The sequence below is a fragment of the Elusimicrobiota bacterium genome (genome assembly GCA_026388075.1).
GTDB lineage: Bacteria > Elusimicrobiota > Endomicrobiia > Endomicrobiales > JAPLKN01 > JAPLKN01.
This window is the reverse complement of sequence record JAPLKN010000145.1, coordinates 19,610-36,449: the sequence shown is the minus strand read 5'-3', so window position 1 is coordinate 36,449 and position 16,840 is coordinate 19,610. Positions and strand designations below refer to the sequence as shown.

Annotated in this window: 1 protein-coding gene (only partly in view); it reads right to left on the bottom strand. The window is 36.4% G+C overall.

Annotated features, from left to right (window positions below; translation table 11 throughout):
• Positions 1–16,840, bottom strand: partial view of an HAD-IA family hydrolase gene (locus NT145_07940; GenBank protein MCX5782611.1) — the 5' portion only. It extends 10,721 nt beyond the left edge of the window; 16,840 of the gene's 27,561 nt are visible here — the first part of the coding sequence; the start codon lies at positions 16,838–16,840; its stop codon lies off the left edge, out of view.

The window sequence follows — 16,840 nt, the reverse complement described above, 5'->3', positions numbered from 1 at the left end:
ACTCTTTAGACTTATTTGCCTCATCCGTAGCCGTTTTTAATACAGCTTTGGCGAGTTTTAACCATTCTATTTTTCCGGCTCCTCCTGCTTTATCTAAATGCATTCTTATGAATACCCTGCTTTGAGGGTGAACGTTTTTTGCAATATTTTTATCTTTTAGAAAAGTATCGTAATCCATGAAATATTTAATACCTTTAAAAAGTTTATCAATAAAATCTTCTTTTTTATCTAAACCGCAGTTATGTGAAAAAATAAATATATTCAAATCTGCAAAATATTCGGCAATTCTTTGATTCGTATCGTTATCCGGATAATTATAAACTACATCCCATATGGCTTCCCCGATCTCATGGGCAATGCTTTGAAATATTAGAACCGGCTCTTTATTTTTTTGTTTCATTTTATAAAGATCTAACTTTATAATGCCGTCTTCAAAACACGCACAAGAATCACCTCTAATTGCTTCTTTCTTGGTATCTGTAACAGCTCTTAGCAAGGAATGAAAATTATCCTCAAAACGTTTATCAAAAGAAAACATATCAGAAATGTAAGAGAGAAATACAGCAGTAGAGTAAGCGGAAAGCTCTAAAATTCTGGGGTCGTTTCTAAACATAATTTCTTCAAATCTGTCCCGCCAATTTTCATTACTATCATTAGCTTTACTTATGAAACTGATTGCTGCGGGTTTTAGTAATTTTGCAAGTTCAACAAGTTTTTCCTGTGGAACCGGACGGGGCCCGAAATAACTAAAATTCTGATTAATAAACGTTTTGCCGTTACTGCCAACGAAGTATCTGGGACAAGATAAAATAACAAAAGCGTAGATTCTTACAAAATCATCAACTTTTTCGTTCCTAACTATTTTTTCAAGAAGTTCTGTATTTAATTTATGCTTATAAACAAACTTTTTGTCTACCATCCCCTTTGAACATAAATCGTTATATTCTTTTTCTGCCAAAATACTTGAATATTTCTCCTTAATTTCCTCAGCAAAAGAAAAGAGTTCTCCTTGCCCGTTTAACAATTCTTCCGCCTCAGTTAATGGCTTCTTTTTTTTGCTTTTTTCTTCAATATATTTGAGATATTCATGGAAATTTTTGCTGTTTCTATACCGATTGTCTTTAACTAGAGTTTTTTGAGTGTTAAGTTTTTCTATTAAATAATTCGTAAAACCGTCATAAATAAGCTGATGTATTTTATTCCCTTTTTCAGGCTCGATAAGTGCTAGATATTCGCCGGGTTCGTGTTTCAGAAGCTTTTCTACTAATCTCTTTTTTACCTTTTGGGACTTATTTATTAGTTCTTCCCAGAATAGCTGATGCACATAAATGGTAATCCTGCCGTTAGCATTCTTTTGCAAAGCCGAAAGCCCCCAGGCATCTCTACTTATTAAATCGGGATTTGTTGTAGTCACTATATCTATCATTGAAGGATCAACATTTAACCATTTCGCCGCTTCATCAATAAATTCTTTTATTATGATTTTTATTTTTTCAGGTATTTCTGTTACTGCTCCTTTTTTAAATAATTCCAATAAAGCCAAATAAACTTCAATTGATTTTCCGCTTAAAGTTTCAAGCCAGCTTTCTTCTGTGGAAAATTGAGCAGTTAATCTGAATTTATCCTGAAGCCATTTCGCGAATCCGCCGTCAAATGCCGCCGCCCTTGCAACAATCCTTACAATATCTTCTCCCAAAGTAACCGGCTCTAATCGATCCCCGAGGCCGAGAATCTTATTAATATCAAATGAAGAGCGTTTAATATTGTCATCAATTGAAGCATGAGTTCTGATAAAGTTTTCAACTGTTTTGTTAAGCTTTTTTTGTCCGCTCACTAATTTCACCAAATTAATATTTACTCCTTCTGCCTTTTCCATTATATGAGCCGCAATAAATCGCGCTATAATATTTATTTCCCAAGATAAAAGATAAATTGGAACCGAGAATGAAAATTGAATTAATCCCTTATCTGTGTCAATAATAACATTAACATCTTCATACCGCAGAATCCCCTGTTCATGTCTTATCAATTGGCTAACATTTTCAATATTTCCCGAATACTCAAAAATGCTTATTGGCAACGGTTTCTGGCGTCCGTGTTTTTTAGCTTTTTTTATTTCCTTAAGTTTTTCTGAAATGCCGTATATCCCTTCAGGGCCATCTGCCCTTAAAGTCCACATTCCTAAATTTTCGGAAGGCTCTATGTCTTTTTTAGGTTCATCTCCCACATATATTATTTCATCGGGCTCTTCAATCAAAAGGTCTATAGCCTTCTTAAAAAATTTCTTATCGGGCTTTAACGCTTCCAAATTTTCTTTTGTGAAAATAAAATCAAAATAATCTTTGTCTATTCCTATCCTTTTTAATACCTCTCTTGCCCTGTTTGTGCTGGAATTTGTTGCAATAGCCAAGATATAGCCTTGTTTTTTTAGTTTTTTCAGGATTTTCTGCAATTTTTTGTTTTGTTCTATTGCATTAAAGGGCAAATTTTCAAGCTCTGCTGCTTCCTTTTCGGCCCAGCTTATACCAAGCTCTAAAGACACCTTATTATCACTTACAGTAACTTTCCCGTCTTGAGATAATTCCTTTCTCTTGTTGTCTACAATAGCCTTTGCATCTTCAAAAGTTAAAGTTTTACCTAATTCAGGATGATCTTTCCTTAATTCATTTTGTTTATTCATATAAGTTAAAACCAACGAATCTTTGATGGCCTTTGCAAATTTTTCAGATTTATACAATGTCCCGTCAACATCAAAAAGCACAATAGAAACGCCTTTGCCATTTACTTTTTGCCCTTTTCCATTAATATTTTTAATTTCTCTTTTTGTCATGCGAGAAAGACTTTTATTTTTAGTAATTATTTCTACTGAATCTATATTCTGTCCTTCAGTGTACTTCTTAATAACATTCGCAAAGAAACGCGCTAAGATATTTGTTTCCGAGGTTAAAAGAACACACGGCACTGAATACGAGATCTCAAGCGTAGCTTTGTAAGCTTTTATACGTATTTTAAATTCTTCGTATTTTACGCCCTCCTGCTTCTTTTCAAGTATTGGCCCGACATCTTCAATATCTCCCGAATAATCAAAAATGCTTATAGGCAATGGCTGCTGCCTGCCTTTCTTTTTCGCTTTGCTTATCTCCTCTAGCCTCTTTGAAATACAATTTATCTCTTCAGGTCCATTTGCCTTTAGAGTCCATATTCCTAAATTTTCCGAAGGCACGATGTCTTTCTTTGGCTCATCTCCCACATATATTATCTGCTGAGGCTTCTCGCCAAGAAGGCTTAACACTTTTTCAAAAAACTTCGGATCCGGCTTTGTAGCATTCAAATCATTTCTTGAATAAATGAAGTCAAAATATTTCCTTATGCCTATCTTGTCCATTATTTTATTAACCCTGCTCGGACCAGCATTAGTCGCAAGAGCTAAGATATAGCCTTGTTTTTTTAGCTTCATCAGAACTTCTTGAAGTTTTCTGTTTTCTTTAATTTTCTCGTAGGGTAAATGCTCATCCTCTGCCGCATCTTTTTCCGCCCAGCTGACTTTTAAATCAAGAGCCAACGCGCTGTCGCTTAAAGCGATCTTTCCATCTTGGGTCAGTTCCTTTCTTTTGTTATTAACAATAAATTCTGCTTCATCAAATGTTGCATTGTATTTTTTTGCATAGGCAAAAATAAGCGAATCTTTAATCGCCTTATTAAATATCTCAGCATCATATAATGTGCCGTGCATATCAAAAAGTATAACTGAAATACCTTTGCTTTTTGCCGCCGCCCGGGCAACAGCTACCCTTGGCTTTTTCCCTAGGGATATGAGTTTTTTTTCTGCCTTTAACGGAGATAATATCCCTTCATTTATTTCCTGATTTATATAAACACTCGCTCCGTAATATTTCATAACCTCATTTAAAAATGAGACCATTAATATAAGGCCATTTTTATAAATTGGAGTCTTTCTTTTAGGATTATTTATGTCAAGCTGCGTTAAATGAATATTAAATAAGTTTATATTCTTTTCTTTAAGCCTAGTAAGATATTCTATTACGTCTGTCTGGGCTTTATCCCCAATCTGCGAATTATATGCTTTATTTAAATCCAATGTGACACCCAAATATTGTCTTTCCCTTATCCGTAATTTTGAATTAATAAATTGCAATGCTTTTGTGAACTCTTCGTAATTATGCGGCTTCGTTTTCGGATAAAATTCAGCATCGCCCTTTACCTTCACATTATCTTTATTATAGTTTGTATTTTCTATACCCACTTTTATTTCTGATTTTGCCGCTTCTTTTACAAACTTAATAAATCCGTTAAGGCTTGCCTCATCTGTATTTGTAAGATGAATGATAATTGTCTTTGCTTCTAAGGCTTTTGCAAACTGAATGGTTTTTTCAAATATCTCAAAATCTTTTGCAGGTTCAAGGTATCGTGAAAGATCATTTTCGATAAAATGATAAGCCGGGGCATGAACATTTATTTCTATCCCCAATTCAGATGCCAACTTTTTTATTTCTTGAGCCTTGCCTATCATCTCGTCAAACATTTTTATATGGGCCTGCTTAAATTCAGCGGCGGGCTGGTCAAACTTCATAAAGCCAAAATAATCGTCCGTATATATTTCTACTGCATCGTGCCCGTTTTCCCTTGCCTGTATTATTAGCTTTTTTATTAATTCCAACGGTGAGATATCAGCCGAAGGTTTAGAAGTGTAAGAACCATCCGGATTTTTAACACGGGACAATGAAGATTTAAAATTTCCTAACTCTTTAGAAATTCTTTTCTTACGTTCCGCGTCTGCAATTTCCTCAGAGTAGTTTAATAAAGTTTCCTGCTCATTAATTGATTTCAGGTATTTGTGATAAATTCCTTGATTTCGGTAGGTTTCAATGGGTTGCTGGGATTCAACAGATAAATCCGATATGTATTTTTCAAATCCTGGATCGTTTCCTTTTAATGCATTGTCTTCACCTGTTTCGTGTTTCACTAATTCCTCGATCATTTCTGGCGGGGCACGATCAAGAAAAGCCGTATGAACCATAATCTTCTTTTTGTCAGTATTGAACGTGGCTAAAGAATAGGCATCTCCTTCAGGATGAATTAAATTCGGATTCTCGCTTACTAATACATCAAAACCGGGATAACCGTTTTCCTCAAGAAGTTGTTTTATCTTTTCTATTTTCGTCTTATACAGTTTAAGTTTTTCGCCGGTAACCAGATGCTTTTCGTCTTCATACATGTTTTCATGTGCGCCTTGTATAACCCCTGAAAGAGTGACTGCGTTATCCTGGATTAGTTTTAGCCAGCCATCATAATCTGAAAAATCTTTAGGAACTTCAAGGTTTTTGATGCCGAGAGCAACTATCTTGTCTGCAATCCACTGGGCAACTTTTATCACGACCCCGCCGAGAACAACCTCTACCCCATTCGCCGCCGCCTTGGCAACAACCACTTCCGGTTTTTCGCCGAGGGACTTAAGGCCTTGAGCCAATTCCGGCTCATCCAAGGCCTCTTCGGCTTCTTCGTCTTCAGCTAAAAATTCTTTAGCATCGGGTTTAACACTATTTTCTTTTTTTGATGTCCTGTGCACTTTCTTGCTAATGACATCTTTTATGAAATCAATTTCAAACTTTTTTACAGCCGAATCGATATCAGTTGTATCGTAGGGTGCAACGTCCTTGGGCATTTTTTGCAACATTATCTTCAACAGTTCTTTTTCGCCTTTGTTTTCAATCAGATGGCCTGCCCTGGTAAAAAATAGGGCTTCATCAATAAACTCCCCTGCCGTTTTGATGTTTCTTTTCATGCAGCCAAGTCCGATGAGGAATCGCCTGTATTTTTCAGCATCTTTTTCAAGTTTTTCCATTGCCCCGACATCCGTTAGGTAGACCTTGATGACACCATCTTCTCTCACAATTCTGAAATTGCCTCCATGAGGATCTCCCAGATAGAGCCCTTTTTCAAACATCTGAATCATAAGAAAATCAAATATAACGCCCTTAAGCTCGCTTAGCTCTTCCCGAGAAAGAATTTTATCGCTTATCAGCCCGTCTTCGTCTTTCAGATCTCGGCCTGATATTTTTTCGCAAAACAAAATTTTATTATTTGACCCTTCGTACAGCACAGGAAGCGCAAATTGCACCTGAGCCCCGGAACAAGATAATTTAAAGGTATGTTCCTGACTAATCTCTTTAAGCTGACTCTCAAGCAGAGCGGAATTTTTGATTTCGTTCTCAAAATCCGCGTCTTCTTCTATATTGGAGGAGGCTCTATCTTCAAAACCATTTGGAATCTTTACCCCTTGTTTCCTAAGCCTGGCAATCACTTTCTTAAACATTTTCAGGTCTTTTTTTAGATCGTGCGCAACTTTTGGCCGTAGTATCTTGAGCGCTACCTTTCTGCCGTCATTAAGCGTTGCGCCGAACACAATTTTTATTGAAGCCGAACCTAGGGATTCATCGATGCTTTTGATTTTGTCCTGCATGCCAAGGTTTATTAACGATTCAAATGCCACCTGCTTGGTCAAAGGGACTGCCGATGAACCCAATTTTTTGAACTTATTCTTTAGCTCTGGCGAGACATCTATCTCATTAGAAAATCCTATCATCTGGCCAATTTTGATTCCTATTATCCCTAGCGACTCCATGAGTTTTACAATAACATCAAATTCATTTCCCTGCCCTTCCTGGAATACCGACGAAAGATTCAGAGAAAGCGCTTTTACGATCTCTAGCTTCTTATCATTATCGGTCTCCTTTATCACCGCCTTGGATATCTTGCGCAAAACTGACTTTGAAACTGTTTTTCCAACATCAGTCTTATTAAGAATGTATTCAACTATTTGGCTCATGAAATATTCAAACAATTTACTATCCTTTAGAATACCTTGACTTCCCAAAAACATTTCTTCAATGAACAAGTTCCTGGCGCTTTCTCCTACAAACTTATATCTTGCCGAGCCCTGAGGCATCTGATATATATTCTTTAATTGGTCAAACGAAATGCCGAGCATTTCTTCCCATTGTCTCATGAATACGGGTTTCTCTTTGATCCCTATAATCCAAAGCATAAAATCATTTTTATCCATTCGAGGAAGTTCCTCAAAAAGTATTTTAAATTTTTCTTCATAAAAAACCTTTCTCTCAGTTTTCACATCACCCAGCATGTTGCGCCTGTCTCCGTACATCATAGCCTGAAGTTTTTTTGCTTCTTCAAAATCATGGACGCTCTCCCAAAGACTTTTTAAAATATCATCGCGAATATAGCTCTTCTCCGGGAAATATTGTTCTATGATGCCTATTTCCTTCATCAGGGTAAATTGTTCATTTTCCAGGGCTGCGCTCAGTTCACTTAGCCCGACATCTATTGAAAGCGCTTCGGAAAGATACCGGTCTGAAAAGTAGGAATTATAAAACATTTTAGACTGCTCTCGCACCGCCGCCAACATACCACAAACTTGAAGAATTCCGTCCTTATCTCTGGCCTCGCCGCTTTTCACTTTGATGTTTGCTAACTCCTGCTCAAAAATAATTTCAAGGTATTTATCCCGCGCGGGCTGGGAATTTACAAATTTAGAGCATACAAAGCTAATTTTATTAAGAAATTCAACACCTGATTGAATGTTGCCCATAATCTCTTCCCCAAAAAAGACGTCCGGCAGGACCGCGTCCGGCTGTGCGAATTTATTTGGGTGATTATAATCAAAATAGAGCGCATCAATTTTTTGTATTCCCTTTTCCCTTCTTTTACGCTCAAAATACGCGGTCGCAAGCCGCTGAATGCTTTTCGGAGACATTATTTGATACATCGCATGAAGAATATTCTCCATAAAGTAATTACCAACAACGGTGTCCACCACATCTTTTTGATATGAAATATGAATAGATTTAGGATACATTGATTTTAGGACAATAACGTTGAATTCTCTCACCTGTTCTATATATTGATCATATTTGATCTTCTGATCAATGTTGTCAATATATCGTCGCGGATTCTGTGTATTTGAGGAAACAGGTTTTTCTACTTTCACTTTTATTTTATCCAACAGCTCTTGGGCTCTATTTCGCTCGCTCCTGTTCTTTATATCGGAAAGATCAATTATTTCTTTGGTGGCAAGATTTTCTTCTACTATATACGTGTTGATAAACTGTGCGAGCATTTTTGGTGAAAGGTTTGCTATGCCGTCCGGAGATATGTTATGCTCTTCAGCAAAAGCTTTTATAATGAATTTGTCCAACCCTCTTTTTTGCAGTAATTCTTCTTTAAAAAGCGAAGGAGTTATTTCATTGGCAATGATATTCTGCCGCTTCTCCCCCAAAAACTTTGCGCTGACATTCCTCTGATCAAATATATTTCTAACTTGTTTTAAGTACCTCTTTGGAAATAATTTTCTGTCAACTTTCAAAATAACATACCTTACGAAATTCGTAAGAATTATAAAAATTGTCTTAATGAACACTTTGCATCGTTCTCGAACACCCGCGACAGATGCAGTCCCCCTTTCCCGTTTATTTTTAATTTCCTCAGAAAACGAGTCTGCTCCGCCCAATCCACTTTTCTTCCCTCGCCGCTCTTTCTCAACAAGATGTTCTATTAATACCGTATTATTTGCAAGCAATGTGCTGTCAGGCACCAATAACGGAAGCACCATGCCCACTTTTTCTTTTATTGCCTTATCATTAAGCACTCGCGTACTGGTTAAGAAATTATTAAATACGTTTTCATCCGGGTAGATTTTCTCAGCCTCTTTAAGCAGCAGTGCAAGGAGCACAAGATTTCTGATTACGCTCGGAGGAAGATACCTTTTAACATAGCCCAGACAGTCCTCAAAACTCATTTCTGTTTTGAATATGAAATCGAACACATCATCCTTGAAATATTGTTTCCGATTTTGTGATGCATCCGGACGCTCTATGTAAAACGGCAAATCAAACAACTTCCTGAAATAATTTTCATATGCTTCTGTAATTTTATAGTCGGCTACACTCCCCCCAGTTGAATTATTTTCATTGCTCACTTTTCCTTTGAACTTTGCAGAACGGGATACCCCCATTCTTATATCTGCCACGGTTTTTAGAAATTGCACCTTGTTTGTAAGCACCTGGTCGTTATCGGAATATCCTATTTTCCGCAGAAACAGGTCAAGCCCGACATCGGTCTGTTCTCTGAGCAATCGCTGCTCGTTTGACTCACGGTAATAGCCGTCCTTCTCACCAAGAATCAGCTCCTGGAGCTTTTTTTCTGGAACTTCCAGGTCAGCAGAGCCGTTTTTGCTTTCTGTTTTCTTGTCATAGATGGTTCTTAAAACTTCCAGCAAAACCTCTTTTTCTTCAATGGACAGGTTCAGTCTAGTAAAATCATAGCATCCAAACATCAGCATCCATATCAGAATTTCTTTCGCTTTCTTCCCGATCTGATCTACAGAAGATAAAGCCTTTTCTATGCCGGGATACGTATTCTTTGCCCGCGCAATTAATTCTTCTATACACGCCATAAGCTCCCCATCTGTTTCCGGAAGGGCATTTCTAAACTCGCGCATGGTCATGTATGAATCATATATAAACTCAATGTTCTTCTTCTGTGCATAATCAGTTAATATAACGAGTATCTCGTACCTTTCCTGACGCGTTCTATGTTTTTTTGCGAGTGTTTTATAAATGTATAGGAGCTCATTGCCATCCAATTTAAGGAAATGCAGATAATCATAATTGCCTTTTTTGAACTCTTCGTAATACTTTTCTGCCATGATCCATAAAATACTGAAACTGCAATACTTATCCCAAATGTTTTTCAACAGCTCTTCAGTGCGTTCTTTATACCGCCCATTCTTTCCGTATAAATCGAATATGACTTTGAAGGCTCTGCTATTTACATAGGGATTGGACTCGTGACCTGCGTATAGGAGATAGCTATGATCAAAAAGCAGTTTTGCGAGTTCTTCATCGCTGTATGCGCCGCTTTCTATCAGCACTTTTACTATTCTATCGTAAAATTTCAGCAAACTTCCATATAATGTGTAATAATCGTCTTTGACCGTTTCGCTCAAATTGTCCAATTGTTTTATGAGCTCGGTAACATATGCGATGTTCCAATGTTTGTTCTTCAGCATTTCTTCCATGCACATATCAAGGTACCATTTGTATGCGTCATCACTATGGAAAATTGTCGGTGAAATGGCTCCCGCGGTACTAGCCAGCGGGAACTTTATAAGCTGTTTCGGCTGCACCTCTATCCGGCTCATAGATCTGGCGATTCTCTTTTTAATATATTTCCTTGCCATTTCCATTGCTTGTTTGTTTTCTCCAAAAATATAAAGCCAGGTCTGACATATATTGTTCAGTAATATATTGATCGTGATATCCGAAATTATTTTGCCGTACGTATGCTCATATTCACTCATGAATGTCTGAAAGTCTATATTTATACGCGTGAAACCTTTTGAAGCAAATATTGTTTTTAGCAATGCGTAATATTTATTGTTTTTAAAAATGCTTTGCCACTTCATATCACCAAACAGAATCAACAAGAGGGTAAACCCATCCGTTAATGTAAATTTGAACTTGAAGTCATGCTCAGATATTCTCTTTTCTAAGTGCAAATCTTGTTCAAATGATTTGAAAACATTCATAATCCCGCTCGCTAAAATAGTATTCACATATTCCTGAAGACCTGAATCGGTAGAAATGAGAAGAAGTATGTCGCTCAGTTCCTTAAACGTGCGAACTCCAGAAACAAGCTTAATGATTTTATTGAGTCGTGTTTTCTCATCCAGTGAGTCAGCGGCGCTTTTGGAAAAATATTTTATTTCTGACGTGTTTCCCCAATTAGTATCGTTAATCAAATCCCTTAGATGCTTGATTCTTTTTTCAACACTGCCATGTTCATCCCGAAGTTCTAATATCATCTTCAGAGTATCATCTAATTCTTCTTCATCCTTTAAACTTTCAAATAATTTTGTCGCTTCCAGCACGTTATATTTTGCCTTGTTCATAAGGCAAAGCGCAAAATAATCCGCGTCTGTCTCTTTTGCGGCCTTCCGGGATATCCGATGTTTTGTCTGAGATATATTTAGAAGTTCTTTTTGAGAAATATGGCGTATTTCGTGCGCGAGAGCGAAAGCGATGGCGTCTTTTGTCAGATGTTTTATTTTCTTGAATGTCCCTACTGAAATGGCCGCAATTCTCATTCCCGGAACGGCAAACACCGATATATCTTCGTTATCCAGAAGCCACAAGGTTGCTCCCTCAATTCCTGCCGCTGAGCACAGATCCTCAAAAATCTCCTTAGTTTCCTTGTAGAGCTCGGGATACGGCGATAACGACGGATTCAATATCAGGTCTTCATTAAGCGAACAATTTTCAAGTGTTTCTTTATATTTACTTTCAAATAAGTTCAAATCTTCGCTGTATTTACCAAATACCTCTCTACACATTAAATGGATAAGATACGGCAAACTATCTTCTTTTGAGTCAGCAAAATCCTGATGCTTAGTATATGTGATCGCTTCATCAGATATCTTAATTTCTCCGATAGTTTTCCCGTTGCTTTCAATAATGAGAACCTGATTTTTAAGAGTAATTTTCAAAAGATTTTTTTCTGCAAGAAATTCAAGCATATACTTCCAGAGAGCCGCCTGGTTAGCGGATATAGACCTGTGAAGGAAAATGCTATTATCGGAAGATGAAATTGAACCGAACGAATTGTCTTCAAAATCATCATACGTATAAAAAGCACAGTTTTTCGGCAAAAGTTCGAAAATTAGGGCAAACATAGCCTGATATTCTTTCTGAACATGTGAAACTGCATTTTCGGGGGTTGGACGTTCAAAAAGGTATTTTTCTATTTTCTTACTATTTTTGCCGAACAGATCCTTAAGTTCCTTCCTTTTCTCATCTGCCTCGGCTGCATCATTCCATTGATTTTGCAGAACAAATCCTGTATTGCCGGGGAGCGTAAACAATCTTTCAAATTGTTCCCTTTTAATCACATGATTGCCGTATATTTCGCTGATCAAATTTACAACAATAAAGGATGTTAAAACACCTGCAATAATCGAACCTATGATCCCCATACCGCAGCAATAAATCAAAAATAGACTTACTACAACTCCGGAACTTGCAGGCAAAACTTGAGCCAAACCGTAAGCACGTATTTCTTGATGTCTATTGTACTTGATCTTTTCACTATTTTTGAAGTTTAAATGATACGCCTCATGGCCCACAATACCCGTATATGAAAGCACGACCCTTTGCATGAATACAGGGAGCGATATCAGCACTTTATACACTGCCGGATTAATCCTTATTTCCCATCGGCCGCCGGGGTATCTTCTACGCACCCCCATAAACTCTTGAGGAGTATAGTAATTAAATTTCGGAACTGAAGGCCTAACATCCTCTTCATCAATACCATCAAAAGGAACTAAATATTTTGGCCCGGCGACTCCGAACACTTGACCCAAAGCCAGTTGAATAAGAAGATTTGCAATCCCTATACCGGCACCTATACCATACGTAACAGCGACCGCACGTTTCAGATCCTTGGGCCTAATTTCACCACCCTTTTTGCCTGAAGTTTCCTGATCGTCCGAGGAAATGTTTTCACCCAAAGCTTGGGGCTTTTTTTGCATTGCTTCTTTTTGAGAAATGTATCTGTCACAGAATTCTTTGATTGTGATTTTTTGAGGCTCATTGATAAATAATTCTTCAATTATTGAAATCTCTTCTTTAGTCAGGGTAATATTTCGGGTTGATTGCAGATATTCTGTAATATTTTTCCGAGTTAGGAAACGAACTATCTTGTTTGCCTCTTCAATATTTTCGTTTCTTTGATTTTCGCTTCTGATTTCACCATAAGCGCCGAAATCATAGATTTTCGGATGTCCGTTTAATATAACGTTTTGAAAATCTTCCGTAATCTTATGCCCGGAATTTATTATGGCCAATAATGCGTCTATTAATTCCTTGAAATATTCATTTGTAAAATCGCCTGCCGGGAATTGCTCCGGATCTATTCCTTCTGATATATCTTCCATTACAATTCCTTTTAGAATCCCTCCTTCTACGCAGAATTCTTCGGTTAAATCGTCATACAATCTTACTGCCCACTGAAAATTTTGAAACTTTTTCAATATTTTTCTTTCTCGTTTGAAATATTTTTGATTTTTATCATCTTTATAATTGAACATGGTTTTCACAACCAGCTTTTGTCCTTCATGCCCTTTTAAGATTATTTTTAAAACCGCGGCTGTGGCGCCGGAACCCGCAAGCCCATTAAATTGCATTGCACTTTTATTTATTCTACTTATCGAAAATAGGGGTTCTGCTTTGATAATTCTATTTTCAAGGAAATCTGCAATATCTTTCGGCTTATCAATATCAAGATAAAAGAATCCTCTTGAATGAAGTTTATAAAAGGCCGTTATGATTCCAACCATTTCTTGAAAACACTTATCATAAGATGAAGGATTATTAACAATATTTTTATATTTCTCTGTCAATCCGTCTTCAAAATCCTTTAACATTTTTTCTTTTTCGTAATAACTGAGTTTTTTTCCACTCGCATCTCTGTCCTTTATCCAAACCATACTAAAAAATCTCTGTCGCAGTGCTACTCTGAACTGCGCAATTTTTTCTTCTTTATCGCTAACTTCGTTTTCACTAGCTAATTTTATGGCGTGCAGAATAAATCCCTCTTTTTTTTGTAATCCTTTTTCCAACATATCAATAAAAGAGCTTATTTCGCTTTTATCTTTAATTATTTTGAAGTTCTGCTCAAACTCAAAGCCGCCGAGGCCGGATTTGCCCGAAATTAATTTTCCTATCGGCGTTTGTTCTTTGAAAAAGCTTGTCATTTCTGCTATATCTGCAAAGCTTTTTGTTTTATATCCTCTAATGAGTTTTTGAATGGTTTCGGTATTTACAACTTCCAAACTGAATTTGGTGCCGGCCGGAACATAATTACTGCAGAATTCTAAAATTTGGCCTCCAAGCCACTGTCCAGTTAAATCGTTCGCTTCATGGTCAAAGACAACTTCATCCAAAACTAGGCTTATATTCATTTCATTATCTTCTGTATAGCTTACGTGTGACACTATGGAAGATTCCTGACCTTTATCATCAATTAGCGAGATAAAAATCGCGATTTTATCATCTCCATTTATTTTTAGTCTAAATATTTTTCCATTTTTAGATTTTATTTCTCTGTCCTGAAGCCCTGCTTTCATTTGCTCCAAAATTTTCTGTATATCTGCTTTTCCGGAAACCGCTTTATTTGATAATTGTGCTGATTCAATTACCAATTGAACAGGATTTACAGCTCCCGGAACATATGCAAATTCTGTTTCTCCCGTGCCGAAATCTATTGCAAAATGGTATCCACTGTCCTTTATCCCTAGGTTTTTAACGCTTTTGATTTTACCTTCTTTATCCGCAATAGTTTTGTTTGCGTTCCATATTACCTGCATATTTTCAAGAATCATTTCAATATTGTTTTCGTTCCCTTTCATCAACTTTTCAAATGCTTTTTGACCCTCTTCAATAGCTTTTATTATTTTTACATTTACTAATTCGGAAAATTTAGTTTCAGGAGACATTTGGGACAGAAGCTTCAATGCTATAGCTTGGGCAGAAATATTTTTAAACTGCTCTTTGGCAATCTCTTTGTAAATCTTTTCGCAAGTTTTTATTTCTTTTATAACGCAAGGAGTGATTGTAATGTGCGATATTTTATTATCTGACAATAATTCTTCAAGCCCTTCGCTATGAAAACCTCCCGTAATAACGACTGTTATTTCTTTTGCTTTTTTGAGTTGCGAGCTGACTTTTTTTGAATCTGATTCTTTCTGCGAAGAGCCCAAAGGTCGACTAGGAAGTGTCTCCTGAATTATTCCATTTTTGTTGTCTTGCTGTTCCTTAACCTTAACCTCAACTTTAACCTTCTTTTTGAATATGGCTTCAATAAAATATTCATTCCTTTCTGCGTTAAGATTATAAAAAGCATTTAATAATTCAAAGTCTTTTTCCAATTCTTTTAGCTGATTTCCACCCGTATATTTTTGCCAAAGAAGCCTGAATTCTTCAAAATTTGCCTTGAATTTTTTATATTCTTCGTACGATAGTTTATTTCTTAAATAGTCTTCAAACGAACAAAATGTTCCGGCAAGGAATGATATTTCATACTCCGTAATATTTTGTGAAAAACCGGTTCTTATCTCGGAAATAAGATTGTTTTCTTCTCTAATTAATCTTATAGGATTTATTTTTTTGCTTGTTTTAAGATACTTGAAAAATTCTCTGAGATTGTGGGACCCATTTTCTACAGAAAATGTTTTGTTTTCGGACAGGTAAGAAAGGCAGGTATATGTTTCATCCAGTTTTGTAAAATTGTTTGTTTTTTCAGCAATTTCACGGTAAGTTGAATACGATAGTTTTTGCTTTATATTTTGGACAAACTTCTGTAGTTCCTGAGACACGGCACCGTAATTTATGCCGCGCTCAATTTCTAAAGCATCCAGATAAAGCTTAATATTTTCATATTGACTTAAACTGATAGAGCCGATATCATATGTTTCTTTGTTTTTGTTTAGTTTATCAATATATTTATTAATTAACTTGTAAAATTTCCCGGAATCTATTTTTCCCTGCCGATATTTGGACACTATGTTTTCAAGACGTTTCTGCTGGGGATTTAGATAATTTGTCTTCATTTCATCCAAATCTTTCTGAATTTCTTTAATTATTTTTTCATACATCGGCTGGCAATCAATTATTTTATTCAGTCTTTTCAAATTTTCGTTATAAGGGCCTTCTTTTTCAAGCCCATAAAGAAGCTTGGGTTTATTGCTGATTACCGAATAGTATTCGGATCCGGTCAATTTCCCCTGATTAACCAATATTTCAATGGCTTTGTTTTTGAAATTTGCGTCCGTAAGCCCGCAAAGCCATGATGTATCCACTTCCCCGGATGCTCCTTCAACAAAGATTCTATGAAGGCCGTATTTATCGTCAAGATTCTTAAGTATCCCGCTGATATTTCTTTGAACTTCGCTGTTGCAGTGCAAATCCTGGATATTGATTACCACTCTATCGCTTTCAAAACATTTTTCTGAAGTTACTCTTCCCAAAGATGCAGGAATTATTGTGCTATCCAAGGAATTTTCTATTTCATATATTTCTTTTTTTCTTTCGCTTATAACAGTTGACGCGCGCAAAACATCAGCTCCAACAACAGAAAACATAAAACATGCCGCCGTGAATACAGCAACGGCCTTTTTAAAATTAAATTTCAAAATACTGCCCGCCCATAAATAAAAAACCCGGCTTTTTTTCAAAAGCCGGGACATATTTTTGACAAAAATCATCCTTACACTGCTATTTGGAAGATTACTTCTGGATAGCAAGATTAAATACAGCAATAAAAGTAAAATAAAAAAATTAACCTGCTTTCCCGGGGGGCTTCCTCTTGCACAAATCGTAAAAGCGCGGTACATCTCGTTTAAACCGTTAAAAATGACACTTAAATTGTCGGGAATTTTTGTTTTGAGGACTTTAATAAATACTTTTTCGGAAGAAATTATTGCATAGTCCGAAGAGGAGTTTCTCTTTTCCTCTGTTTGATTTTCAGGCTGGTTATTTCCTTGCTTCTTTGAAATATTAAGTTTATCGGCAAGTGCTTCAAACACTTTCATCGGCAGGACAGACATTGAAAACACGCTCAATATCGGGGACTGCGCCTTTATTATATTAGTTACTATTGTGCTATTATTAAAAAATAAAATATCTATCGCTGAAAAATTATTCAGCAGAAAAATAAAAACTAGGATGAAAATAAGATTTCTTTTCAT